This is a genomic window from Gottfriedia sp. NPDC057991 (assembly GCF_042886615.1).
In the GTDB taxonomy this organism is placed as follows: Bacteria; Bacillota; Bacilli; order Bacillales; family Bacillaceae_G; genus Gottfriedia.
The window spans coordinates 33,866-59,028 of sequence record NZ_JBHVQN010000001.1; the positions used below are offsets into that span (position 1 = coordinate 33,866).

The 25,163-nt window shown below is 32.7% G+C and carries 23 protein-coding genes and 1 riboswitch; of the genes, 17 read left to right on the plus strand and 6 right to left on the minus strand.

Translation table 11 applies throughout. The features are described from left to right. Positions 1–34 precede the first annotated feature (34 nt). The 3 genes from ACFVR2_RS00170 to ACFVR2_RS00180 all read left to right on the plus strand — a co-directional run bounded on the left by ACFVR2_RS00170 (position 35) and on the right by ACFVR2_RS00180 (position 2,680). Positions 35–805, plus strand: coding sequence for an enoyl-CoA hydratase (locus ACFVR2_RS00170; protein ID WP_387357804.1), 771 nt, complete (start codon positions 35–37; stop codon positions 803–805). A 56-nt stretch (positions 806–861) separates the two neighbouring features. Continuing rightward, entirely contained in the window at positions 862–1,635 is a 774-nt protein-coding gene (locus ACFVR2_RS00175; protein ID WP_387357806.1) for an electron transfer flavoprotein subunit beta/FixA family protein, read from the plus strand. A gap of 67 nt (positions 1,636–1,702) precedes the next feature. Beyond that, positions 1,703–2,680 (plus strand): electron transfer flavoprotein subunit alpha/FixB family protein, encoded by a 978-nt coding sequence (locus ACFVR2_RS00180; protein ID WP_387357808.1) that lies wholly within the window; start codon positions 1,703–1,705, stop codon positions 2,678–2,680. A 159-nt stretch (positions 2,681–2,839) separates the two neighbouring features. Here the strand turns inward: ACFVR2_RS00180 and ACFVR2_RS00185 are convergent, their stop codons facing one another. The 4 genes from ACFVR2_RS00185 to ACFVR2_RS00200 form a co-directional block, all read right to left on the minus strand. Continuing rightward, positions 2,840–3,076 (minus strand): hypothetical protein, encoded by a 237-nt coding sequence (locus ACFVR2_RS00185; RefSeq protein ID WP_387357810.1) that lies wholly within the window; start codon positions 3,074–3,076, stop codon positions 2,840–2,842. 259 nt (positions 3,077–3,335) lie between these two features. After that, the gene (locus ACFVR2_RS00190) at positions 3,336–5,570 is read right to left on the minus strand and encodes a S8 family serine peptidase (RefSeq protein ID WP_387357812.1); all 2,235 of its coding nucleotides are present in this window, start codon (positions 5,568–5,570) and stop codon (positions 3,336–3,338) included. 486 nt (positions 5,571–6,056) lie between these two features. Continuing rightward, positions 6,057–6,215, minus strand: coding sequence for an FbpB family small basic protein (locus ACFVR2_RS00195; RefSeq protein WP_387357814.1), 159 nt, complete (start codon positions 6,213–6,215; stop codon positions 6,057–6,059). Positions 6,216–6,406: 191 nt separating this feature from the next. Continuing rightward, complete coding sequence (locus tag ACFVR2_RS00200; protein ID WP_387357816.1) at positions 6,407–6,892, minus strand: GNAT family N-acetyltransferase; 486 nt, start codon at positions 6,890–6,892, stop codon at positions 6,407–6,409. Positions 6,893–7,060: 168 nt separating this feature from the next. On the opposite strand from ACFVR2_RS00200, the gene trxA reads away from it, so the two are divergent. From trxA to ACFVR2_RS00215, 3 genes are all read left to right on the plus strand, one after another. Beyond that, positions 7,061–7,378, plus strand: coding sequence for a thioredoxin (gene trxA / locus ACFVR2_RS00205; RefSeq protein ID WP_056472391.1), 318 nt, complete (start codon positions 7,061–7,063; stop codon positions 7,376–7,378). Between the two features lie 278 nt (positions 7,379–7,656). Continuing rightward, positions 7,657–8,094, plus strand: coding sequence for a MarR family winged helix-turn-helix transcriptional regulator (locus tag ACFVR2_RS00210; protein WP_335410749.1), 438 nt, complete (start codon positions 7,657–7,659; stop codon positions 8,092–8,094). A gap of 77 nt (positions 8,095–8,171) precedes the next feature. Next, positions 8,172–9,800 (plus strand): MDR family MFS transporter, encoded by a 1,629-nt coding sequence (locus ACFVR2_RS00215; protein WP_387357819.1) that lies wholly within the window; start codon positions 8,172–8,174, stop codon positions 9,798–9,800. Positions 9,801–10,036: 236 nt separating this feature from the next. Here the strand turns inward: ACFVR2_RS00215 and ACFVR2_RS00220 are convergent, their stop codons facing one another. Continuing rightward, on the minus strand, positions 10,037–10,468 hold the full coding sequence (locus ACFVR2_RS00220; protein WP_387357821.1) for a hypothetical protein: 432 nt from the start codon (positions 10,466–10,468) through the stop codon (positions 10,037–10,039). Between the two features lie 146 nt (positions 10,469–10,614). Between ACFVR2_RS00220 and uvrC the strand changes: the two genes are divergently transcribed. The 3 genes from uvrC to ACFVR2_RS00235 all read left to right on the plus strand — a co-directional run bounded on the left by uvrC (position 10,615) and on the right by ACFVR2_RS00235 (position 14,412). Further along, positions 10,615–12,390, plus strand: coding sequence for an excinuclease ABC subunit UvrC (gene uvrC, locus ACFVR2_RS00225; RefSeq protein ID WP_387357823.1), 1,776 nt, complete (start codon positions 10,615–10,617; stop codon positions 12,388–12,390). Between the two features lie 74 nt (positions 12,391–12,464). Beyond that, a riboswitch (Lysine riboswitch) is annotated at positions 12,465–12,640 on the plus strand. 105 nt (positions 12,641–12,745) lie between these two features. Continuing rightward, a complete protein-coding gene (locus tag ACFVR2_RS00230) occupies positions 12,746–13,987 on the plus strand; it encodes an aspartate kinase (protein WP_387357825.1) in 1,242 nt (413 codons plus the stop codon). 230 nt (positions 13,988–14,217) lie between these two features. Next, entirely contained in the window at positions 14,218–14,412 is a 195-nt protein-coding gene (locus tag ACFVR2_RS00235; RefSeq protein ID WP_387357827.1) for a G protein-coupled receptor family protein, read from the plus strand. Between the two features lie 197 nt (positions 14,413–14,609). Here the strand turns inward: ACFVR2_RS00235 and ACFVR2_RS00240 are convergent, their stop codons facing one another. Beyond that, positions 14,610–15,056 carry a YslB family protein gene (locus tag ACFVR2_RS00240; RefSeq protein ID WP_097978386.1) on the minus strand — a complete coding sequence of 149 codons (447 nt, stop codon included), beginning with the start codon at positions 15,054–15,056 and terminating at the stop codon, positions 14,610–14,612. 300 nt (positions 15,057–15,356) lie between these two features. Between ACFVR2_RS00240 and ACFVR2_RS00245 the strand changes: the two genes are divergently transcribed. The 8 genes from ACFVR2_RS00245 to ACFVR2_RS00280 all read left to right on the plus strand — a co-directional run bounded on the left by ACFVR2_RS00245 (position 15,357) and on the right by ACFVR2_RS00280 (position 24,872). Continuing rightward, on the plus strand, positions 15,357–15,992 hold the full coding sequence (locus ACFVR2_RS00245; RefSeq protein ID WP_387357829.1) for a succinate dehydrogenase cytochrome b558 subunit: 636 nt from the start codon (positions 15,357–15,359) through the stop codon (positions 15,990–15,992). A gap of 12 nt (positions 15,993–16,004) precedes the next feature. Further along, complete coding sequence (sdhA, locus tag ACFVR2_RS00250) at positions 16,005–17,771, plus strand: succinate dehydrogenase flavoprotein subunit (protein ID WP_387357831.1); 1,767 nt, start codon at positions 16,005–16,007, stop codon at positions 17,769–17,771. Positions 17,772–17,778: 7 nt separating this feature from the next. After that, complete coding sequence (gene sdhB / locus ACFVR2_RS00255; RefSeq protein ID WP_056473098.1) at positions 17,779–18,540, plus strand: succinate dehydrogenase iron-sulfur subunit; 762 nt, start codon at positions 17,779–17,781, stop codon at positions 18,538–18,540. Between the two features lie 155 nt (positions 18,541–18,695). Then, on the plus strand, positions 18,696–19,403 hold the full coding sequence (locus ACFVR2_RS00260; protein ID WP_387357833.1) for a hypothetical protein: 708 nt from the start codon (positions 18,696–18,698) through the stop codon (positions 19,401–19,403). Between the two features lie 223 nt (positions 19,404–19,626). Next, positions 19,627–20,100, plus strand: coding sequence for an acyl-CoA thioesterase (locus ACFVR2_RS00265; protein ID WP_387357835.1), 474 nt, complete (start codon positions 19,627–19,629; stop codon positions 20,098–20,100). A gap of 407 nt (positions 20,101–20,507) precedes the next feature. Next, positions 20,508–22,424, plus strand: coding sequence for a threonine--tRNA ligase (gene thrS / locus ACFVR2_RS00270; RefSeq protein ID WP_387357837.1), 1,917 nt, complete (start codon positions 20,508–20,510; stop codon positions 22,422–22,424). Between the two features lie 244 nt (positions 22,425–22,668). After that, complete coding sequence (locus ACFVR2_RS00275) at positions 22,669–24,348, plus strand: DUF2339 domain-containing protein (RefSeq protein WP_387357839.1); 1,680 nt, start codon at positions 22,669–22,671, stop codon at positions 24,346–24,348. Positions 24,349–24,365: 17 nt separating this feature from the next. Continuing rightward, a complete protein-coding gene (locus ACFVR2_RS00280) occupies positions 24,366–24,872 on the plus strand; it encodes a GNAT family N-acetyltransferase (protein WP_387357841.1) in 507 nt (168 codons plus the stop codon). Positions 24,873–25,163: the final 291 nt, after the last annotated feature.

Here is a 25,163-nt window from a genome sequence, read left to right on the forward strand (position 1 = left end):
CCTAGTACTTTTTGAAAAATAGGGAGGAATAGTTGTGAGTTTAATTCAATGTAAAATATCCGATGGTATTGCATTATTAACAATTCAAAATCCACCAGCAAATGCAATGTCTTCGGTTGTATTTGCTGATTTAGTTAAGCGTTTAGATGAATTAGAAAGTAACGATGATGTAAGCGTTTTAGTTGTTCATGGAGAAGGTAGATTTTTCTCTGCAGGTGCAGATATTAAAGAATTTATTTCTTTCAAAAATGCTGAAGATGCAGCAGCTGTTGCAAGAAGAGGCCAACTAGTATTTGATCGTGTTGAAAATTATTCTAAGCCGATTATCGCAGCAATCCACGGAGCTGCATTAGGTGGCGGACTAGAATTTGCGATGAGCTGTCATATTCGAGTTGTTGCAGAAAACGCAAAACTTGGTTTACCTGAATTAAACTTAGGAATTATTCCTGGTTTTGCTGGAACACAACGATTACCACGTTATGTAGGTAGAGATAAGGCATTAGTTATGCTTGCGACTTCTGAACCAATTTCTGGTGTTGAAGGTGGGAAAATTGGATTAGCTACAATTGTAGTGCCAGAAGAAACTTTATTAGATGAAGCAAATGCATTAGCAGCTAAAATTGCTAATAAAAGTATGCAATCAATTCAATATATTCTACAACTACTATCTTCTACTAGAACTACTTCATATCATGAAGCGGTGGAAGAAGAGTCTAAATTATTTGGAGAAATTTTTACAACTGAAAATGCAAAAGAGGGTATTTCGGCATTTTTAGAAAAAAGAAAACCAGTGTTTAATAAATAAGTAGTTTAATATTTTAAAAAAATAGATGTAGTTACATTTCCTGGGAGGGTATAACAATGAACATTTATGTACTATTAAAAAGAACATTTGACACTGAAGAGAAAATTACAATTTCAAATGGTGCAATCCAAGAGGATGGCGCTGAATTTATTATAAATCCATACGATGAGTATGCAGTTGAAGAAGCGATTCAAATTCGTGACGCTCATGGTGGCGAAGTAACTGTCATAACAATTGGGAACGAAGATAGTGAAAAAGAACTTCGTACAGCACTAGCTATGGGTGCTGATAAAGCTGTATTAATTAACGTTGAAGATGACGTTACAAATGCTGACCAATATACAACTTCTAAACTGATTGCTAAATACTTAGAAGATAAAGATCCTTCAATTATTTTAGCAGGTAATGTTGCAATTGATGGAGGTACTGGTCAAGTAGGTCCACGCGTTGCTGAATTATTAAATATACCTTACGTGACAACAATTACTAAAATTGATATTAATGGTACGACAGCTACAATCGAACGTGATGTAGAGGGTGACACAGAAATCATCGAAACATCTTTACCATTACTAATCACTGCTCAACAAGGCTTAAACGAACCAAGATATCCATCTTTACCAGGGATTATGAAAGCTAAGAAAAAGCCTTTAGATGAATTAGAATTAGATGACCTAGATTTAGAAGAAGATGAAGTTCAAGCAAAAACGAAAACAATTGAAATTTACCTACCTGCGAAGAAAGAAGCAGGAAAAGTTTTATCTGGTGAATTAAAAGATCAAGTAAAAGAATTAGTTTCGCTACTACGTTCTGAAGCAAAAGTAATCTAATTTTATTGAATAGTAGAACTTAAATAATAGATTAGTATCGTAATAGAAAATTTTGGAGGGAAATAACATGTCACGTAAAGTATTAGTATTAGGCGAAGTTCGTGAAGGATCACTACGAAATGTTTCATTTGAGGCAGTAAGTACGGCTAAAACAGTTGCTGAGGGCGGAGAAGTAGTTGCTGTTTTAGTAGGTAAATCAGTTAGTGCATTAGCTACTGAAATGATTCAATATGGTGCAGACCGTGCAATCGTTGTTGAAGATGAAAAATTAGCATCATATACTTCTGATGGATATTCTCAAGCACTTTTAGCAGTTATTGACCAAGAAAAACCAGAAGGTCTAGTATTCGGTCATACAGCTTTAGGTAAGGATTTATCTCCAAAACTTGCTGCTCGTATGCAAAGTGGTCTTATTTCAGATGTTACAGCAATCGAAGTAGCTGGTGGAAATATCGTTTTCACTCGTCCGATTTACTCAGGTAAAGCATTCGAGAAAAAAGTTATGGTAGATCCATTTATTTTTGCGACAATCCGTCCAAATAACATTGCAGCATTAGAAAAAGATGCTACTCGCACTGGTGATGTAGTAACTGTTTCAGTTGAAATTAAAGACTTACGTTCAATCGTTAAAGATGTTGTGCGTAAAGCGAGTGAAGGTGTTGACCTTTCAGAAGCGAAAGTGGTCATTGCTGGTGGCCGTGGAGTTAAGAGTGAAGAAGGCTTTAATCCATTAAAAGAATTAGCTTCAGTATTAGGTGCTGCTGTAGGTGCATCTCGCGGTGCATGTGATGCTAACTATTGTGACTACTCTTTACAAATTGGTCAAACTGGTAAAGTTGTAACACCTGACTTATATATTGCATGCGGTATTTCAGGAGCTATTCAACATTTAGCTGGTATGTCAAACTCTAAAGTAATCGTTGCAATTAACAAAGATCCAGAAGCTAATATCTTCAAAGTAGCTGACTATGGAATCGTTGGTGACTTATTCGAAGTATTACCTTTATTAACGGAAGAATTTAAAGCTGTATTAGTTAACTCTTAATATAGAAGCTATAAATGATAGCCCACGAGAGCATTAGTATCTTGTGGGTTTTTTGTGTTTTTCCAAGTGTGCGTCATATAAAAAAGAGGGGTCCAAAAGTACTTTAACTTTTGTTACACCTCCTTTATAGTTCTTCTATTCGTTTACAAGCCATTGTCATTACATCCTTACAATGACTGATCCACCGCCACTTGTTACAACTTGATTTTGCTTTTGTTCAAGTTGTCTAAGTAATTCATTATTTGCTTCGATTGCTTTTACAAGGTTTGTAATTTGATTTTCAAGATTCATGAACATTTGCATGATTGATTGATGATCAGTTTGCACATGACCTTGAACACCGTTTCTCATAGGATGATGTGGATGATGCGGATGTGAATTCCAAAATGGATGCATACTTTTTTCCTCCAATTTCTAGACCAATGTACTATATAGTACGTCTATATTATTGTAAGAGTTCGCCTATTTTAAATTGAAAATGTGATTTAATATCTGAGAAGGTGCTTATTTAAGAATATTTTATAATGGATAAAAACGGTTCTTCTAATTAGTGTAATTCTCATTCTAATTGCAAATATTTAGAAGCCAGTGTGCTTCGAATGAAATCGATTCACACTGGCTTTTTAATTTTTTTACTTATTTAAATAATGTTTATTTAATTTACGATAAAGCTATCAATATTTACTTGTGTAGATGATTTACGAGAGCCTGGAGCAGCTTTTCCGGTATAGGAAACAGTGATTGTGTGTCTACCGCTGGTTAGGCCTGTTTTAGTGTAAACAACAGATTTATATACAGATGAAGCAGAGTAAAGATTAACTTCAGATGCTGTTCCACCGTCGATTTTAATACTTACGATTCCTTGTGAACTGTTTTTGGTTGTTACTAGTTTAATAGATGTACCATTAAACACTAAATTTGCCATCGTTCCGGAATTATTACCGATATTAAATGATCCACCTGAAGCACTACTATTTTTAGAAGTAGACCAGCTACCTACATATTCAATATTTGAGCTAGTATTCTCATAAGTACCGGCAGTTACTCCTTGTTTACTCGTTAATGTGTAAGAGCCTGAACCACTATAAGAATAAACATCTACATAATAAGTACCACTACTTGGAGCAGTATACACAATACTTTCAGTGGAAGAACCGGCCTTTTCAGAGTGGGCCACCATATCTTCATTAATTTTTACAGTTTTTGCTTTAGTTCCATATAGGTATAAATCAAAATCTGTTCCTGTTGCACCAGTTAAATTTAGAGTGATTTTTTCACCTTTTCTCAGCGTCACTCTAAATACATCATCTTTATCACTAGAGTTGTTTAAAGTTCCAGATATGGTTGAAGATAAGGGTACACCTGGAATATCATCATCACCAATTACAGCATTTTTGGCATTTAATAGACCACCAGTTACAGTGATATTAGTGAGTGAACTTAATTTTTTTACAGTACTCAAAAGTTTTGATTTAATTGAAGTGGCACTAAAAGATGGATTTTGACTTGCTACAAGTGCTGCAGCACCAGTTACATGTGGAGTTGCCATAGATGTTCCTGATAAATATTCGTATTCCGTATAGCCTTCAGCATTCCAATCTTTTGGAAAAGTACTTAGTATATCTTCTCCCGGAGCGGCTAAGTCCACGCTTGTTTTACCATAGTTCGAGAACCATGAAAGCTCGCCCATATTATTAATTGAAGCTACAGATATAATATTTGATAAATCAAAACTAGCAGGGTAGAATCCTAAGTCTTCTGAATCATTATCTTCTGAATCATTTCCTGCGGCGCAAACAAATAATCCACCGTTTGATTTCATTGCATCATATAATGCTTGGGAGTAACCGTATCCGCCCCAAGAATTATTGTAAATTTTAACACCTTTTGCTTTAGCATAATTAAAAGCAAGTATAGCATCGGAATATAATCCACCATTAAGTCCAAGGAATTTAAGTGGCATAATTTTTACATTAGGAGCAACTCCGACTACACCTAGATTGTTATCAGACTTTGCTGCAATTGTACCTGCTACATGAGTGGCATGGACATCGTCTTTTAAATATCCATCATAAACAGTTTTATCATTGTTATAAAAATCCCATCCGTTTTTATCGTCTATATAACCATTTTTATCATTATCGATCCCATCATTTGCTACTTCCCCAGAATTTGACCAAATGTTAGAAGCTAAATCTGCTTGAGTCGTATCTAAGCCAGTATCAACTACGCCTACCACAAGTGAGGAGGATCCTTTCGTTTTAGCCCAAGCGCCTTCAGCACCTATATCCATTCCAGGAACACCGACTGAACCAAAAACAGATTGGCCTGTATTTTTTAGTCCCCATAATTTAGTAAAATTTGTATCGTTTGTTAAAGTAGTAGCAGCATAATCTGGTTCCGCATATTCAACATTAGTTTGACTGTTTAGCTTTGTAATTAAAGCTTTCATATCTTGTTTTTGTGTTAAATTCACAATATATGTATCCTTTGATAGGGAAGATACATTTTTAACCGATAACAGATTAGATTTTTGAATAATTGACATAGTAGTACCATTTTTTAGTTTGATGATTAATCTGTCAGGACTATAGTATGGTATCTTACTTTGTTGGATCTCTTTCATCAATGATTTCTGTTTTTCTTTACTAAGTTTATTGATCTCACTAGTGGAAGGAAGTGGTAAAGCCTGTTTAAGGCTATTCATAATACGACTTCGTTTTTCAGTTTTTGTTAATTCTTTAGCCTGCTGGTTTAAAGAAAGATTTTCTATGCTAGATATTTGTGACTTACGAGGTGAAGAGGCTTCTGTTATTTTACTTGGACCAATACTAGATAAAAGACCTGTAACTAATCCTGCCGCTAAAACTCCATTTAATATTTTCTTCATTATATTCCTCCTTTTTTTGGGACTACATGATATTTATACTTTTAAATATTTTGAATATTACAAAAATAACGAAGCTATATTATTTTAAAATATTTTTGAAAGTGCTTTTTACCTGAAATTACAAAAAGCATGACTATTAAACTAATAATTATGAAAATACTGGTTTGTTCCTATAATAATTTGATTTTTTATGAGAAATTCTTAGAAAATAATTGCCAATAATTACCATTAATTAGTTTCTTAATAGGGAAAATGAAAATAAAATGGTAGAATTTGAGGACATAAGTGGAAGATATTAGTGCTAAAGGCACCAATATAAAGATTAGAGTTTAAACTTAAGTTGTTGGAAGTGGATTATCTATTTTACTGTCAAGGTATGAAGTGAATCTGTCAGAAGTTAATAAAAAGATCTCTACGTTTAATTAAACAGAGTACAAAACGTACTATACACAAAAAAAGTAATCCCTCTATAGGATTACTTAAAATTTATGATATAGCTTTGTCTAGTTTGTTTTTTTCGGATAATAAATCGTGGCGTTTTTCAATTTTTCTTTCAATCTTTTCTATTTCTTCTTTGTTTCGTAATAAAGATTGTTTATTCTCATTAACTAATTGATTAAACGTTTTTCGAAAAGGTTTTCTCATAACTGCCACTCCATTCGTGATAAATTTTTTTGAATATTATTATTATATTCAATAATATATTAACATAAAAAACATACAACAATCGGCTGAAATTTTACAAAATTGTGACAAAAGTGGTGGATGTGTCATTACTCATGAACTTGATCTATAATCTTGATGTTTTCATGGAGCAACAATCACTAATTTAACATTTAATTATGAAAATCTGATGAAAAAACTTTTTCATAAACTTCTACTTCAATTCCATCTGCATTCGTTTTATTTTCTACATATATAAATCCTTGTGATTTCCAAAAAGATTTTGCTTGTTGGTTATTAATTAATACCCCTAATCTTAACCCATGAATATTTCTTTTTATAAGTATCTCTTCAAATAAAATAAATGCGTTTGTTCCAAATCCATATCCATGGTAATCATTATGGATCATTAAAAGACCTAACCATGGAAAACCATCTTTAGGATTTAGCGCTAAAAAATCAATTAATCCTATATAGGTATCATCTAATTTAATAAAATAAGTTTCCGTTTGGTGTGAAGAAGAAAAATATTCCTTCATTAGTTCTTCCTTTGTTCGAGTTAAACGACCGTTCTCCATTAAATTGTAATCTTGATTCGAATTTGTAATTTCTTCAATTACTTCAATTAAGTCCGTTGTAATTCTTTCAAATGTTATCATTTTTTTAGTCCTTTCATTGGTATATCAACTATTTGTTTGGAAATAGTAAGTTTGAGCAAATAAATAGAAAATGCTAATTCTCATATGGTATACTTTCTTTAAAATTATAACAAATTATGTCAATCTACATATTTTACTTATGTAGTTAGGCGATAGGAGGAAAAATAAATGGCAATTGTTAATGCAACAAACGCAACGTTTGCAGAAGAAACAAAAGAAGGTGTAGTATTAGTTGATTTTTGGGCAACTTGGTGTGGCCCTTGTAAAATGATTGCTCCTGTATTAGAAGAATTAGCTTCTGAATATGGAGAAAAAGTTAAAATTGTTAAAGTTGATGTTGATGAAAACCAAGAAACAGCAGCTAAATTTGAAGTTATGAGCATTCCATCATTATTCGTTCTTAAAGATGGCGAAGTAGTTGAAAAAACTTTAGGTTTCAAACCTAAAGAAGCTTTAGAAGAATTAATTACTCCACATATTGGTTAATTATAATTTGGAAGAAATGCACTCATAATATGAGTGTATTTTTTTTTGTTTTTTTATCTATTAAAAGAGTCTTTGAAACAATATATATAAAACCAATACCTAAAGCTAATGTAAGGTTTTCATAAAAAATAGCTTTTTTCCTAATTAATGTAATGTTAAAAATTTCTAATGTAAATAAGATTGACTATTTTTCTGTCACGTTTTATATTTAATAAGCATTAATATTTAACAGGCATTAAATATTTATTAGGTTTAAATTTTAAAGGAGGTTAACTTTCTTGGGGAACAAAAATGAGTACATTGAGCGGATTCAGATTGCACTTCAAAGTACTATTCATAAAATGCAACCAAAAGTGACAGAAAGCATGAATAGTCATGGTGTAACGGCTACTCAATTTTTTGTGTTAATGTACTTACGAAAAAAAGAAAGCTGTAAAATATCTGAAATCGCAGAAATGATGGGTGTAAAACCAAGTGCGGTATCATTTATGATTGATCGACTTGAACATAATGACTTTGTTTATAGAGAACATGATAAAAAGGACCGAAGAGTTGTAAATATTATGTTAACTGAGGAAGGTAATAAGAAATTAGAATCAGTCATAAAAGATCGAAAAGAAATTTTTGAAAGTTTCTTGTTTAACCTTTCTGACGATGAGTTATTACAATTTGCAAGGATTACTGAAAAACTTGCAAATGCTGCAGCTGATTTATAGAAATTATTACAAGATACTTTTTTGTATTAGTAATTATAAAAAGAAAAAAGATAAGGAAGAGAAGGGAGAAATATATTTTGACTACAAATACAGTTGTTCAAAAAGAAGGCAATCGTAAACTATTGCTTATTGGTCTAATTATTGCAATGTTTTTCTCTGCATTAGATGGCACGATTGTAGGTACTGCAATGCCTAAAATAGTTGGGGACCTTGGCGGTTTAAGTATGATGACTTGGCTTACAACAGCATACTTATTAACTTCAACTACTGTAGTGCCGATCGCAGGTAAATTAGCTGACCTTTTAGGTCGTAGAAGTGTTTATATTGCTGGTTTAGTTATATTTATGGCTGCTTCAGCATTATGTGGTATTGCTCATAACATGACTGAATTAATTATTTACCGTGGTATTCAAGGTATCGGTGGCGGTGTAATGATGCCGATGGCGATGATTGTAATCGGGGATTTATTTACAGGTAAAGAGCGTGCGAAATTCCAAGGGGTTTTCGGTGGTATTTACGGTTTAGCTTCAGTAATCGGTCCACAAATCGGCGGTTGGATTGTTGACTCATTAAACTGGAAATGGGTATTTTACATTAACCTTCCAGTAGGTATTATCGCAACAATTTTTATTGCATTAGGTTTAAAAGGAAGAAAAAATACTGGTCCAATCAATTTCGATATCGCTGGTATGGTAACTATGATTGTTGGTGTTGTAAGTTTACTCCTTGCTTTAAGTTTAGGTGGAGTTAAATATGATTGGAATTCTTGGCAAATCATTGGTTTATTTGTATTAGCAGTAGTTGGAATCATTAGCTTCGTTATCGCAGAAAATAAAGCTAAAGAGCCCATTCTACCAATGCATTTATTCAAAAATAGAACGTTCGTAACATTAAACTTAATTGGTTTCTTTATGACAATAGCGATGTTTGGTGCAATTATGTTCGTACCATTCTTCATGCAAGGTATTGTTGGAGTAAGTGCAACACAATCGGGGACAATTATGACGCCAATGATGATCACAATGATTATTGCAAGTATAATTGGTGGGCAAGTTGTATTTAAAGTTGGTATTAAACCACAGATTATTACGGGAATGATCGTAATAGCATTAGGTTTATATTTATTAACAACTTTAGATATGGATTCAAGTAAAACAATTGCAACAATCTTTATGGGAGTTATGGGTCTAGGTATTGGTTTAGTAATGCCAACAATTACACTAGCTCTTCAAGAAGTATTTGATAAGAAGGAATTAGGGATTGTAACATCTTCTAGCCAATTCTTCCGTTCAATCGGTGGTACATTTGGGGCAACTGTTTTAGGTGCTGTAATGAATAGTAAATCAGGAACACTTCTAAGCCATGATTTAGTTCCATTTTTAAATAAATTACCAGCTCAAGCTGCACCATTAGTAGACAAATTTAAAGACATGATTAATACAACTCCTCAATCTGTATTTACAATGTTATTTAATGCCGATGCTAAGAAGCTAATTCCTAAGCCAATTTTAGAAGGAATGTTACCGATCATTAAAACATCTTTAATGGATTCATTACACCAAGTATTCTTTGTTGGTTTAGGATTCATCATAATTGGTGCAGTCGTAACATTATTCCTACCAGCAATTAAATTAACGAATAGAAAAGCCGGAGATAAAGAAGGTAAGGAGCAAGAACAAGTTGAAGTGGAAACTGCGACTTCTTAATTTCTCAAGCTATAATAATAAAAGTAAAAACCATCCAGAATTATTTGGATGGTTTTTATTTTAAATTACAAATGCCAACAAAATAAAGGGACTGCCCGATTGGTAGGCTAACTAAAATGTACATACATTTTGAGAAAGTGAACTATTAAGTGTAGTGTTTATGAGACCTATTTGCAGTGTATAAAAAAAAAAGAGAGGTCCCGTAAAAAGTTTAACTTTTAGGGACACCCCTCATTTTAAATAGCCATGGATACTTTTTCTTTTCTTTTTTTCAATTTTCTTTTATTACTCCACAAAATCCAAGATAAAGCTAATCCTGTCCCGGTAAGGATAAAAAGACCAATACCACTTATTAGTCCAATTATGCCGGTATGTAAGCTTTTCACTGAAAATGCAGATTGCTCAGGTCTTTTTCCAAAATTTTGAAATGGCGTTTGAGTATTATCTCCACCTTGTCCATTTTGTAAGGTAGTGTTTTGATCGCTATTTTGAGATTCTTGGTTTCCATTAAACTGTCCACCCGATGGGAACTGACCTTGCATTGAAAATCTTCCTTTTTCTTCGCCACTTTTATTAAAATACAGGATAATTCCTGTTGTAGATTCGATTAGTAGGAAAACCGAAACAATCACACCAATCCAAAAATGAACTACTCTTACTTTTTTCATTTTGACATTTCTCCTTTTCATCTTTTGATGAAATTAAAATTACAATAGAAAACTTAATTTTTACTTAATATCATTAAAGTATTTTCAGTTTTTAAATGTGGAGATTATAATATTAGTGTACAATTGCACGAAAGAGGTGAGAGGAAATGGACAATCACTTAAAAGAAAAATTAGCGCTTCTACCGGATCAGCCTGGTTGCTATTTAATGAAAGATATTCAAGGGACGATCATTTACGTAGGAAAAGCTAAAGTATTAAAAAATAGAGTTAGATCTTATTTCACGGGATCCCATGATGGTAAGACCTATCGATTAGTACAAGAGATAACTGATTTTGAATATATTGTTACTTCATCAAATATGGAAGCTTTAATTCTTGAGATGAATTTAATTAAGAAATATGATCCGAAATATAACATCATGTTGAAGGATGATAAATCATACCCCTTTATTAAAATAACAGCTGAAAAACATCCTCGCTTATTGATTACGCGAAATGTAAAAAAAGATAAAGGAAAATATTTTGGACCATTCCCTAATGCTACTGCCGCTAATGAAACAAAAAAATTATTAGATCGTCTATATCCATTACGAAAATGTTCATCATTACCAGATAAAGTTTGTTTATATTATCATATTGGTCAGTGTCTTGCGCCTTGTGTTAAAGAAGTAACTGATCATCAAAATCAAGAAATAGTTAATGAAATTGCCCGTTTTCTAAACGGTGGGGAAGACCAAATACGAAAAGAGTTAGAGGCAAAAATGCTTGCTGCATCTGAACAATTAGATTTCGAGCGTGCGAAAGAGTATCGAGACCAAATTGTTTCAATTGAAGCGACTATGGAAAAGCAGAAAATGATGAGTAGTGATTTAGTTGATCGTGATGTATTTGGATATGCGGTTGACAAGGGATGGATGTGTGTTCAAGTATTCTTTGTTCGAAGAGGAAAATTAATTGAGCGAGATGTATCATATTTTCCAATTTACGATGAACCAGAGGAAGAGTTCCTATCATTTATTGGACAATTTTATGAAAAACCACATAATATAAAACCAAAAGAAATTTTTGTACCAGATAAAGTTGATACTGAAATTTTAAAAGCTTTACTAAAAATCCCTGTATTCCAACCAAAAAGAGGTCAAAAAAAGGAACTTGTTGTATTAGCAAATAAAAATGCCAAAATTGGACTCGGAGAGAAATTTAAATTAATCGAGCGAGATGAAGAAAGAACAGTTAAAGCTATAGAAAAACTAGGGGATATTTTAAATATTGAAACTCCGTATCGAATTGAAGCATTTGATAATTCAAATATTCAAGGAACAAATCCTGTTTCAGCTATGGTTGTTTTGATAGACGGAAAACCTTCAAAAAAAGATTACCGCAAATATAAAATCAAAACTGTTGTAGGACCCGATGATTATGATTCAATGCGTGAGGTAGTACGTAGAAGATATTCAAGAGCATTAAAAGAGAATTTACCTTTACCAAACTTAATAATTGTGGATGGTGGGAAAGGACATCTAGCTGCAGTTGAAGATGTACTTCAAAATGAGTTAGGTTTATTCATCCCAACAGCTGGACTTGTTAAAGATGAGAAACACCGCACTTCAGAGTTATTAATAGGACAACCACCTCAAATTGTCCAACTTGGTAGACAAAGCCAAGAATTCTTTTTATTACAAAGAATTCAAGACGAGGTACACAGATTTGCAATTGAATTTTATCGTCAGCTTCATAGTAAATCAATGGTTCAATCTGCTTTAGATGGCATAGCAGGTGTTGGTGGAACAAGAAAGAAAGCCCTTCTTAAACATTTTGGATCAGTCAAAAAAATAAAAGAGGCATCAATCGATGAGTTAATAGCAGCTAAAATGCCAAAAAATATTGCAGAAGAAATTTTTCAGCATTTCCATAAAGAGTGACAAAGTTACCAAAATTTTTATCTTGACACTATTTTCAAAATAATTTATATTTTAGTTAAAATTAAATGATTTTCTCTCGTAATAGAGGTGCAAAACTTAAGAGTATGCTGTCATAGACGTGTGGCGTTGTGATGGACAGTTGAAAGGAAGTTTTGCCGAAACAAAATGAATCCACAATTCATTTTGTTGGGACTGCATTTAAGAAATGTAGTACTGTCGCATAATAATTATGCGGGGAGCTATTGAAGAGATGTTGATGATTTGTCTATTTTATTTACTTGTAAATTAGGCGCGTGAACATTGCTTCACGCGCTTTTTTGTATTCTTTTTTAAGTAAAAAGTGAGGATGAGAAAAATGGGAATTATTGTTCAGAAATTCGGTGGTACTTCAGTAGGCTCAATTGAACGAATTCAGCATGTTGCTGAAACAGTAACCAAATCATATAAAGAAGGAAACCAAGTAGTTACAGTTGTATCTGCGATGGGACATCATACAGACGAACTAGTTAGTTTAGCAGCTCAAATTAGTCCACAAAACAGTAAACGTGAATTAGATATGTTACTTACTACAGGGGAACAAGTTTCGATTTCCTTACTAGCAATGGCAATCCAAGCAAAAGGTTTTAAAGCTATTTCACTAACTGGCTGGCAAGCTGGAATTCAAACTGAATCTGTTCATGGAAATGCGCGTATAGAAACAATTCGTACGGATCGAATTCAACAATTACTTGATGAAGGATATATCGTAATTGTTGCTGGTTTCCAAGGTTTAAGTGACAACAATGAAATTACGACATTAGGTCGTGGTGGTTCAGATACAACAGCAGTAGCATTAGCTGCGAGCTTACATGCAGAACGATGTGATATTTATACGGACGTATTAGGGGTATATACTACGGATCCAAGAGTTGAACCAAGTGCATCTAAATTAAGCCATATCTCTTATGATGAAATGCTAGAGCTTGCAGCTTTAGGAGCAGCAGTTTTGCATCCAAGAGCAGTAGAATTCGCAAAAAATTATAATTTAATTATTCAAGTTCGTTCAAGTCAACATGATGAAATCGGTACATTTATTGGGGAGGAAACACAAATGGAACAACAATCAGTCGTAAGAGGAATCGCATTCGAATCTAATGTAACAAGGATGACTTTAAATGGTTTAAATAACCATGTTGATTTATTACCTAAAATCTTTACTTTACTAGCAAGTGAAGGTATTGATGTTGATATTATTATTCAAAGTGTAACATCAGATAATTTAGTAAATCTTTCATTCTCGATCAAATCTGAAAATATGATGGAAGCAATTACGGTTCTAGAATCGAAGAAAGAATTTTTAGGTTACCGCTCATTTGATTTTGAAAGTGAACTTGCTAAAGTTTCAATTGTAGGTAGTGGAATGGTTTCAAATCCAGGAGTTGCAGCAAAAATGTTTAAATTTTTAGCTGAAAGTGAAATTCCTGTAAAAATGGTAAGCACTTCTGAAATTAAAGTATCAACAGTGGTACCAAAATCAAAATTACAAGAAGCAGTTCATGCTCTTCATAAAGGATATGAATTAGATCGTATTAATGAAGAAGTAGTAGTAGAAAACTAAATAGTAAATAAACCCTTTTAGGCGTACAAATTCTTATATATATATATAGGCTTTGAAATATTGATTTTATCAATATTCATCACGTTCAGAGTTGCTGAGCCGTATAGTATAGAGATGGAGCTTAAAAGGGTTTTTTATTCGTTAAGCGAATAAATTATATAAAGATTCTGTAAATTTAAAATGAGTAAGGCGAACGGCTAAATGGTAATTCAAAGAAGGAGGTATTAATAATGAGGCATAGTTTACTTGTGTACGGATATGGAGAAATTGTGCTACAGTTCGTTCTATTAATACTCGCCATTTTGTTTTTTGTTTCTATTTGTTTATTCTTGTTAAATTCTATTATTAAAGGGGTTAAAAGAAACAAGAATTTTGATGGAATTAGAAGGCAGGATCAAAGTAAGGAAAGGAAAGAGAAGGGGTAGGAAATTAAAAATAATATAATCTCCTTTACTGATCTTTTTCTTAAATTAAAGCAAAAATCGCACTTGATGTTTTATTTGTAAATACTCAGTACAAAAACTAGTTGTATCTGTATTTGAACTTATATTTTAATATTTCAAGAAAAAATTATTCAAATGAAAACACCACAAGGGACTTAAACCTTGTGGTGTTTTTCATTTTATCTTCTTGTAATAGGATCCTTTAAATCCCATTTTACTTGGAACTTTACTTTGTCGCCTCTTTTGCTTTGCTCTTCATACGTTTCAGCTATAACATCTATTTGTTGTTGAATTTGCATCGCTAGAAATCCAGCTTCTAATTGGTAAGATACGTTCTTTTTTTGTTGATTTCTGTATGTAATTAATTCAGAAGAAAGTGTTAAATGAACTTCTTGCTTCTTTTCTTCTTCAACAGTAAGAGTACCCCAACCAGCTTGATCAAAAAATTCTATAATTTCTTCAAAGGTTGCTAAAGGATATTTTCTGGCAATCATTTTACCCGCCCAATATAAAATATCATTTTGCTCTTTTCCTAATAAATCATTCAATAGATCGTTACGTATTAGCTCATAGCCAAAACCAGAAATATTTCCCGGAATATTTAAATTTTCAATGCCGTTCGTCATGGTCGGATAACTCTCCCTTTCCTAAAAAACATGTTTTTATTATATACAATATTTAATAGTAAAAACAATAATTCGACACTTGTAGATTACAAGGTTTACCAATTTAAATGAGAAGTTTTTTCAGTAAAGAAAAATGTACGCGTTTTCTTGACCTGCTATATTATCAGGAGTAGAATGGATTGTAGATAAATGTCATAAAAATTTCGACTTTTTATGCGTATTGCTTATTTATTCTATTTTTTTAGAATAATAGAGGAATTAAATTTTCATGTGCACAAACTAAAGGGGGCAGGGGTTTACATGAGCAACAAGAATGGAAGGGAGTTTTTCTTTAGAAAACTTCATTCATTGCTAGGAGTTATTCCGGTTGGGATCTTTTTAACACAGCACTTAGTTGTCAATCATTTTGCGACAAATGGAGCAACATCGTTCAACAAAGCTGCTGAATTTATGGCGAATTTACCATTCCGCTATTTTTTAGAAATTTTTGTTATTTTCTTACCAATTTTATACCATGCAATTTACGGACTATACATTGCGTTCACAGGAACTAGCAATGTTAAAAATTATGGATACTTACGTAACTGGTTATATTTATTCCAACGTATTTCTGGTGTAGTTACTTTAATTTTTATTACTTGGCACGTATGGCAAACACGTATCGCTGCTCAACTAGGAGCAACGGTTGATTATAATATGATGGCTGATATTTTTCATTCAAAATTTATGTTAGTTTTCTATATAGTAGGTGTTATTTCAACAATATTCCACTTTGCTAATGGATTATGGTCATTCTTCGTATCTTGGGGAATTACTGTCACACCTAGATCACAACGCATTTCAACATATGTTACATTAGGTATTTTCGTTGTATTATCATTCGTTGGATTAACTGCTATCTTTGCATTCATTGATCCACAACTAGCGAATTTGTAAGGAGAGAGAGTCATGAGTGGGAAAATAATTATCGTCGGTGGCGGATTAGCTGGTCTTATGGCAACAATTAAAGCCGCTGAAGCTGGCACAAAAGTAGATTTATTTTCATTAGTTCCCGTAAAACGATCACATTCAGTATGTGCTCAAGGTGGAATTAATGGTGCGGTTAATACAAAAGGTGAAGGTGACTCTCCTTGGGAGCACTTTGATGATACAATTTATGGTGGAGATTTCTTAGCAAACCAACCACCAGTAAAGGCAATGGCAGAAGCAGCACCTGGCATCATTCATATGATGGATCGTATGGGTGTAATGTTCAACCGTACGCCTGAAGGATTATTAGACTTCCGTCGTTTCGGTGGAACACAACATCACCGTACAGCATTTGCTGGTGCTACGACTGGACAACAATTATTATATGCATTAGATGAGCAAGTTCGTCGTTACGAATCTGAAGGTCTTGTTCAAAAGTATGAAGGTTGGGAATTTTTAAGAGTTGTTACTGATGATGAAGGTGTATGTCGTGGTATTGTTGGACAAAACTTAACATCAATGGAAATCGTAAGCTTCCCTGCGGATGCTGTAATTATGGCATCTGGTGGCCCTGGTATTATCTTTGGTAAAACTACAAATTCAATTATCAATACTGGTTCAGCTGCTGCAGCTGTATATCGTCAAGGTGCTGTTTATTCAAATGGTGAATTTATTCAAATCCATCCAACTGCAATTCCTGGAGATGATAAAAACCGTTTAATGAGTGAAAGTGCTCGTGGTGAAGGTGGACGAGTTTGGACGTATAAAGATGGTAAACCATGGTATTTCTTAGAAGAGAAATATCCTGCATATGGAAACCTTGTACCAAGGGATATTGCTACACGTGAGATTTTCTCTGTGTGTGTTGACCACAAACTTGGGATCAATGGTGAAAACATGGTTTATTTAGATCTTTCACATAAAGATCCACATGAACTTGATGTAAAACTTGGTGGAATCATTGAGATTTATGAAAAATTCACAGGTGATGATCCGAAAAAAGTTCCAATGAAGATCTTCCCAGCAGTTCACTACTCAATGGGTGGATTATGGGTTGACTATAACCAAATGACTACAATTCCTGGTTTATTTGCTGCTGGTGAGTGTGATTACTCAATGCACGGAGCTAACCGTTTAGGAGCTAACTCATTACTTTCTGCTATTTATGGTGGGATGGTTGCTGGACCAAATGCTGTAAGATACGTAAGTGGTTTAGCTAAATCTTCTGATGATGTAGCGTCTACTGTGTATGAATCAAATGCTAATGAAGAAAAAGAAAAAATGAATCGTATTTATAAAATGGACGGTAAAGAAAATGCATACCTTCTTCATAAAGAGCTTGGAGAGTGGATGACAGACAACGTTACTGTAGTTCGATTCAATGATCGCTTATTAAAAACTGATGAAAAAATTCAAGAGCTTTATGAGCGCTATCAAAACATTAATATTAATGATACAGCTAAATGGAGTAACCAAGGTGCTTCATTTACTCGTCAACTTGAAAACATGCTTCACTTATCACGTGTTATCACATTAGGTGCATATAACCGTAATGAAAGCCGTGGAGCTCACTATAAACCTGAATTCCCAGACCGTAATGACGAGGAATTCTTAAAAACTACAATGGCTAAATTTGATGAGAAATCAAATTCACCATTATTCCATTACGTAGATGTTGATACATCATTAATTCAACCTAGAAAACGTGACTATTCTAAGAAGAAGGAGGACAAAGCAAATGCATAATGGAACAATGACTGCTGAAAAGACAATTACTGTAATTGTTAAACGTCAAGATTCACCAAATACTGCGCCATATGAAGAAACATTTACTGTCCCTTATCGTCCGAATATGAACGTAATCTCGGCGTTAATGGAAATTCGTAAAAATCCAGTTAATTCAAATGGAAAAGAAACGACTGCAATTTCTTGGGACATGAACTGTCTTGAAGAAGTTTGTGGAGCATGTTCTATGGTTATCAATGGTAAACCAAGACAATCATGTTCAGCGCTTATTGACAAATTGGAACAACCAATCCGTCTTGAGCCTATGAGCACATTCCCTGTAGTACGTGACTTACAAGTTGATCGTAGCCGTATGTTCGATTCTTTAAAACGCGTTAAAGCATGGATTCCAATTGATGGAACGCATGACTTAGGTCCTGGACCAAGAATGCCTGAAAGAAAACGTCAATGGGCTTATGAATTATCAAAATGTATGACTTGTGGTGTATGTTTAGAAGCTTGTCCAAACGTTAATAGTAAATCTAACTTTATTGGGCCAGCACCACTTTCACAAGTACGTTTATTTAATGCTCATCCTACTGGTGAAATGAATAAGGAAGAACGTCTACACGCAATTATGGGAGACGGTGGACTATCAAACTGTGGTAACTCACAAAACTGTGTACAATCTTGTCCAAAAGGTATTCCTTTAACAACTTCAATTGCAGCATTAAACCGTGCAACTACAATCCAATCTTTCAAAGACTTCTTTGGAAGCGACGAAATTTAATAAAAATAAAAGCATGTTCCTTTGGGACATGCTTTTATTTTGCATTTTTAAATAAATATCTTCTAATAAACTCGCATTTCAAATCATATCAATAGTAAAGGCAGCAAAGTGAAGTGTCTTACCACACTCACTGTTTTGAACGGAGGTTGACTTGAATGCAACAGTTTGAAGTAACATTTGAGACGAAATGCTATGAAAAAGATTGGGAAATACTTTTAAAGACAGATCGTTTAGAAAAAATGATTGAATATAATCAATTTCAATTTAAAGAAAAAATTTTATATATTAATAACGTACAAGATGTAAGGGAAGTCAGTCGTCATGCAGACAAACTTATCTCTAGAGATGTTTTATCATCATATGTAATAGTTGATGATTATTCAAAAGAAGCCCTTAATTATTTTGAGGTTACAAAGGAAAGCTTCAAAGGTGGTTATTACTATTCCATCTCAGAGCTTGTTAGTATTTATCTTTGCAATACAGAGTATTTACTTCATTTTTCAAGCGATTCTATTTTAGAAAAGCCTTTTAATTGGATTGAATTATCATTATTAAAACTTCAAGATGATGAAAGAATCAAAGTAGCAAATCCAGTATGGAATGGAAATGTTTTTGAGGCAAAACAAGAATCATTGGATGAAGACGAAAACTTTTATATTGGTTATGGATTTTCAGATCAATGTTATTTAATCAGGACAAATGATTTTAAAAATAAAATATATAATGAAAAAAATCCTATATCAGAAAGATACCCATTATATGGAGGTGAGCTTTTTGAAAAACGTGTAGATGCTTGGATGCGAAATAATCATTTCAAAAGAATCACGTTCAAACATGGAAATTATATTCATCAAAATTATTGAATGTTAAATATTGTTTTTAATGACTTAACAGGGTTAGGGTAAAGAAAGGGAGAGCAGAAGATAGAAAAGACTAGTAGAGAAGATATTAACCAATTCTCTTAATGACGCTTTTACTATCTTATAAGACCCTTATTTCCTTCATCCTGCCTCCTTGAAAACTGAATGAATATTCATTCTTTAAAGGGATTAATGATATAATAAAGATAGTAAGGGGGCAAATTCGATGGGAAAAATGAATTATGTATCTAATTTACAGGAGTGGCAATCTGAGTTTTCATTTAAGATTACAATTAAAGTTCGATTTAATGAAACAGACATGTTTGGACATATGAATAATACAGTTCCATTCGTTTATTTTGAAGAAGCACGTATTGAGTATTTAAAATATTTAGGGCTTATGCAAGAATGGACGGCAAATCATAGTGAATTTATTCCAGTTGTCGCTGATTTACAATGTGATTACCTACGACAAGTATTTTTTAATGAAATAATTGATGTGTACGTAAAAATTGCTAAAGTTGGAAATTCATCGATTGATTTACACTATATGGGGATTAATCCTCAAAGTGAAATTTGCTTTACCGGACGAAATTCTTTAGTAAATATAAATCGGCATACAGGACGTAGTGAACAATGGAAAAGTGAATGGAAAGAAAAATTATTAAAAGAAATAAAGAATACAGTAGTTAGTGTTTAAAACAAGTAATATTGTCACATACTGGATAAAGATCGAATAGAATGATCAAACAATTAAATTTATCTTAAGATGAGTACTTGAAGAATTCAATGACATTCTATATAATACTTTTATACGAATAAGGAAAAGCAAAGATCAAGGACACGAGCGTTCAAGACGATAGTAAGAGAGGAATTCATTTGGTGCGAGAATTCTCTATACGTTGAATGACTTACCACCTTGTAGCTATAGTGGGGAACGTAATTTTTTTACAAGTAACTACTATCGGTGTAGACCGTTAAAACGTTGAGATTTTGTATACTTATTTTTGTGTACATTAAATTAGGGTGGAACCACGAGCACATTCGTCCCTACGAGTGTGCTCTTTTTTTATTGTCAAAATTAATTTGAAAAAGGAGTGAACTTAAATGATTTCAATTAAATTACCAGATGGATCAATTCGCGAGGTGGAACAAAATACAACAGTTGAAGATTTCGCGGGTTCAATCTCCATTAGCTTAAAGAAAAAAGCGCTTGGTGGAAAAATTAATGGGAAATTAGTGGATTTAAATACACTTATTACTGAAGATTGTGAAGTTCAAATAATTACTCAAGATGATCAAGATGGCTTAGAAATGATGCGTCATAGTTCAGCGCATATTTTAGCTCAAGCAGTAAAACGTCTATATAAAGGCGAAAAAGCTGCATTTGGAGTTGGACCAGTAACTGCAGACGGATTCTATTATGATATTGATCTTCCAGTTTCAATTAAAGTAGAAGACCTACCGAAAATTGAAAAAGAAATGGAAAAAATTATTAAAGAAAACTTACCGATTACTCGTTCAGAGGTTAGTCGTGAAGACGCAATTAAATTCTTCACTGAATTAGACGATGAGTTTAAACTAGAATTAATCCGTGATTTACCAGAAGATGCAGTTATTTCAATGTATACTCAAGGTGAATTCGTAGACCTTTGCCGTGGACCACATGTTCCTACAACTGGCCGTGTAAAAGCGATTAAATTATTATCAGTTGCTGGTGCATATTGGAGAGGCGATGCGAATAATAAAATGCTTCAACGTGTTTATGGTACTGCTTTCCCAAGTAAAAAGGAATTAGAAGAGCATTTACACTTATTAGAAGAAGCTAAAAAACGTGATCACCGTAAATTAGGTAAAGAGCTTGAATTATTCATGTTCTCTGAAGAAGCACCTGGTATGCCATTCTTCTTACCAAAAGGTACTATTATCCGTAATGAATTAGAACAATATGAGCGCGGATTACAAACTTCAAAAGATTATAAAGAAGTTCGTACACCATTCATTATGAATCAAAGATTATGGGAGCAATCAGGTCACTGGCATCACTACCATGAAAACATGTACTTTACTGAAGTTGATGAAACAAAATTCGCATTAAAACCGATGAACTGCCCAGGTCATATGTTAATTTATAAAAATAAATTGCATTCATATCGTGATCTACCGGTTCGTATGTGTGAAAATGGTCAAGTTCACCGTCATGAATACTCTGGTGCTTTAAATGGTATGATGCGTGTTCGTACTTTTACTCAAGATGATGCACATATCTTCTGTCGTCCTGACCAAATTGAAGGCGAAATTATTGAAGTTATTAACTTAATAAAAGAAATTTACGGCGTATTCGGATTCACTTACAAAGTAGAATTATCAACTCGTCCAGAAGATTCAATGGGTTCAGAAGAGTTATGGAACACAGCAGAGCAGGCGTTAGAAAATGTTCTAAAATCTGAGAACTTAGACTTTAAATTAAACCCAGGCGATGGTGCATTCTATGGTCCGAAAATCGATTTCCATATTCAAGATGCATTAAAACGTAGCTGGCAATGTGCTACAATTCAATTAGATTTCCAAATGCCTGAGAAATTTGATTTAACTTATGTTAATGAAGATAACCAAAAAGAACGTCCAGTTGTTATCCACCGTGCAATATATGGTTCAATTGACCGTTTCTTAGGAATCTTAACTGAACATTTTGCTGGAGCATTCCCATTATGGTTAGCACCAGTTCAAGTAGCAGTATTACCAATTTCAAGTGTTCACAATGAATATGCACAAATACTTGCTGATCAATTAAAAGCTGCAGGAATCCGTGTTGAAGCTGATTTACGTGGCGAAAAAATTGGTTATAAAATCCGTGAAGCACAACTTCAAAAATTACCTTTTATGTTAGTAGTTGGTGATCAAGAGGTTGAAAATAATACTGTAGCTATTCGTAAACGTGGCGAAGGTGACATCGGTACTCAACCATTCGAGAGCTTCTTAGAAATGGTCAAACAACAAAAATTAGAAAAAGTTCTATTTTAATTTTAAAAATCCTCTATTTTTATAATAGAGGATTTTTTTATTTGACCGATATAATTAAAAATAATTGTTTTCCAGTAAACTGATTGTCTTTATTTTCTGGGAAATATGACGAAATTTGCAAAAACATACTTCATAAAAAATCTTTTTATAGGATAAATCTCAAAAATATCGAACTTATATGAAGTATGTCTTTTTTGTTATTTAGTTTTAATAAAATACATAGTTATGTTAAGAGGTGATGCAGTTGGATAATCAGAATCAAGATCTTCAAAAAAAGGTAGAAAAGCTTGAAGAAGAAGTCAGAGAAATGAAGAAACAAATTGAATTTCTCTTAATTACGAAGGAAACTTCAAACGAGATTAAACAAATAAGCCAAACTAAAGTAAATAATCCTAAACCACAAAAAACAGTTAGTAGACAGGTTAAAGTAACAGTTGAAAATGAAAAGGTTGACTATGAAGCGCTTATTTTCCAAAAGTGGTTACCTAGATTTTTTATATTTATTTTCATACTTGGAGTAATGTGGGGATTTAAAGCGGCATCAGATTATGGGGTATTAAACAAGTATGCAAAAGTAGGAATTGGATTTGTTATAGCCACTGCTTTATTCTGGTACGGAAATCGTCAAATGAAAGCTAATCGTTCAACACTTGGCCAATCATTAATTGGTGGCGTGTTACCAGTACTATTTTTAACTACATTTGCCATGCATCATTTATATCACATGGTTGGATCAACGATTGCATTTGCCCTTTTAATTATTTGGGTATGTATTGGTTTTTATTCTATGAATAGATACAAATCAGAAGTAATTGGATTAATAAGTATAATAGGAGCCGTTTTTGTACCATTCCTAGTTAAAAGTGATTCGCCAAACTATTTATTTTTCTCTATCTATGAAACAGTGATTTATTTATGCTTTATGTTTTATGCAACGTTTAAGAACTATAAATTCATCTATCTTTCGTCTGTAATATTATTGCATTTATCTTATTTAATTGTTGCTTTAGTTAATTTTAATACGAATGGAATTGAATATTTCGCACTAAGTATTCTCGTTCAACATATTAGTTTGCTAGCTATATTGTTAAAATCTAATTTTGCTATTAAAAAGCAAGTAATAATTCTTCACACCAGTTTTATTTTAACAATCGGTTGGATCTTTAGTGCATTTGAAGATCAGACTAGAACAATGATTTTAATCTTTTTATGTGTAGGATATTTATTCCTGACTTTTTATTATAAAAAGAAATCGGATTTTTTCTTTGGATTTTCGACTAATTTTATATTGGCCATTTCATTCCTATGTTTGGACAGTGTTTCAGAAAACTTACTATGTACTGTATTAATAGTTCAAGCAGTATCATCTTATTTATTTTATTTAAAATATCGAGATCTACTGAAATTAATTATAGCGGCCCTTACATTCATTCCTGTAGGCATATCCATTTTATCAGTTGGAATAGATTCTTTTAGGTCTTTTGAAACGATGAATTGGCTTGTATTAATTGCAGCTCTTATTACGATTGCAATTTTGGCTTATAAAAATGAAGATGAAAAGCAATTTATCTTATTAAGCAGTTCTTTATTAATTACGGTTATATTGATTACTTTTATAACACAAATTGTTCAAATAATTGCGGTAGATCAGTCTGACAATATGATTCGATTATTAATTAATATAAGTTGGATCTTGCTTTCAATTTTAGCTATGATACTTGGTTACATTAAGAAGTTTAAAGTTTGGACATATACTGGGATAGGTTTATTATTACTGACACTAGGAAAACTTGTATTAATAGATTTACCAAATATTACATTGATGGTTAGAGCTGGTTTATTTATATTGCTTGGCTTGATTGGGTTAGTAATTTCTAGAATATTTTTTAGGGGAAGCAGTAGTCAAAAAATCAATGAAATTTAGTATACAGGAGTCAGTTAATGCTAATCACTGAAACTAAAAACTTATTATTAATGACTTTTACAGCAGAAGCCATGGTTTCTGTTTTAAGTGGAAATAAAGAGTTAGAATTTGAAAACCAATTTTATAGATTCGCTAATGGGTGGCCAATTCTCGTATATAAAAATCTTTTCCCTTATAAAATCTCTCGTTTTCAAACTCATCCTACTGAAGAAAAATATGAAGGAATTATTGTTCATAAAAAAGATCGAGTAATTATTGGGGACATGGGATTTAAAGGTGGTCCTGATGAAACTGGGATTATGGAAATAGGTTATAGTATTGCACCTAGTTATCAAGGTAAAGGATATGCAACTGAAATGGGTAGGGCTTTTTGTGAGTGGGGATTGCAGAATAATCATGTTACAAGAATAACTGCTATTTGTTCTATTTATAATCATGCCTCTATTAGGGTTTTAGAGAAAATTGGAATGATAAAAGTAAAAGAAGAAATTGAAAAATATTATTGGATGTTAGATAAAAAATAAATTAGTGATTTTCACTTATTAGAATGATCAATTCTTCTAAAAGAAGGTGGGCTTATTCTTACAACAAGAAATACATCTATCATCTTTATGGTCATAACTAAACGTGAATTTGGTCGATTCTTTTTGTACGATCTTATGATAAGCAGCTTAGTATATGGCTCTCTAAAAAAATACTACTCAAGTGACCTAATCGCAATTTTCGGTAGCTTTACAATACCGACAGTTTTAAAAAAAGTGGCTGTATTATTAGAACGGAAATAAAAAAGGATGCTAATAGAGCATCCTTTTCAA

Coding starts and splice junctions, on each gene's coding strand:
- uvrC (WP_387357823.1), top strand. CDS start 10,615: ATGGACAATCACTTAAAAGAAAAATTAGCGCTTCTACCGGATCAGCCT.
- sdhB (WP_056473098.1), top strand. CDS start 17,779: ATGACTGCTGAAAAGACAATTACTGTAATTGTTAAACGTCAAGATTCA.
- ACFVR2_RS00200 (WP_387357816.1), bottom strand. CDS start 6,892: ATGATAACATTTGAAAGAATTACAACGGACTTAATTGAAGTAATTGAA.
- ACFVR2_RS00220 (WP_387357821.1), bottom strand. CDS start 10,468: ATGAAAAAAGTAAGAGTAGTTCATTTTTGGATTGGTGTGATTGTTTCG.
- ACFVR2_RS00175 (WP_387357806.1), top strand. CDS start 862: ATGAACATTTATGTACTATTAAAAAGAACATTTGACACTGAAGAGAAA.
- ACFVR2_RS00195 (WP_387357814.1), bottom strand. CDS start 6,215: ATGAGAAAACCTTTTCGAAAAACGTTTAATCAATTAGTTAATGAGAAT.
- ACFVR2_RS00190 (WP_387357812.1), bottom strand. CDS start 5,570: ATGAAGAAAATATTAAATGGAGTTTTAGCGGCAGGATTAGTTACAGGT.
- ACFVR2_RS00235 (WP_387357827.1), top strand. CDS start 14,218: ATGAGGCATAGTTTACTTGTGTACGGATATGGAGAAATTGTGCTACAG.
- ACFVR2_RS00265 (WP_387357835.1), top strand. CDS start 19,627: ATGGGAAAAATGAATTATGTATCTAATTTACAGGAGTGGCAATCTGAG.
- ACFVR2_RS00230 (WP_387357825.1), top strand. CDS start 12,746: ATGGGAATTATTGTTCAGAAATTCGGTGGTACTTCAGTAGGCTCAATT.
- ACFVR2_RS00280 (WP_387357841.1), top strand. CDS start 24,366: ATGCTAATCACTGAAACTAAAAACTTATTATTAATGACTTTTACAGCA.
- ACFVR2_RS00180 (WP_387357808.1), top strand. CDS start 1,703: ATGTCACGTAAAGTATTAGTATTAGGCGAAGTTCGTGAAGGATCACTA.
- ACFVR2_RS00260 (WP_387357833.1), top strand. CDS start 18,696: ATGCAACAGTTTGAAGTAACATTTGAGACGAAATGCTATGAAAAAGAT.
- trxA (WP_056472391.1), top strand. CDS start 7,061: ATGGCAATTGTTAATGCAACAAACGCAACGTTTGCAGAAGAAACAAAA.
- thrS (WP_387357837.1), top strand. CDS start 20,508: ATGATTTCAATTAAATTACCAGATGGATCAATTCGCGAGGTGGAACAA.
- ACFVR2_RS00185 (WP_387357810.1), bottom strand. CDS start 3,076: ATGCATCCATTTTGGAATTCACATCCGCATCATCCACATCATCCTATG.
- sdhA (WP_387357831.1), top strand. CDS start 16,005: ATGAGTGGGAAAATAATTATCGTCGGTGGCGGATTAGCTGGTCTTATG.
- ACFVR2_RS00245 (WP_387357829.1), top strand. CDS start 15,357: ATGAGCAACAAGAATGGAAGGGAGTTTTTCTTTAGAAAACTTCATTCA.
- ACFVR2_RS00240 (WP_097978386.1), bottom strand. CDS start 15,056: ATGACGAACGGCATTGAAAATTTAAATATTCCGGGAAATATTTCTGGT.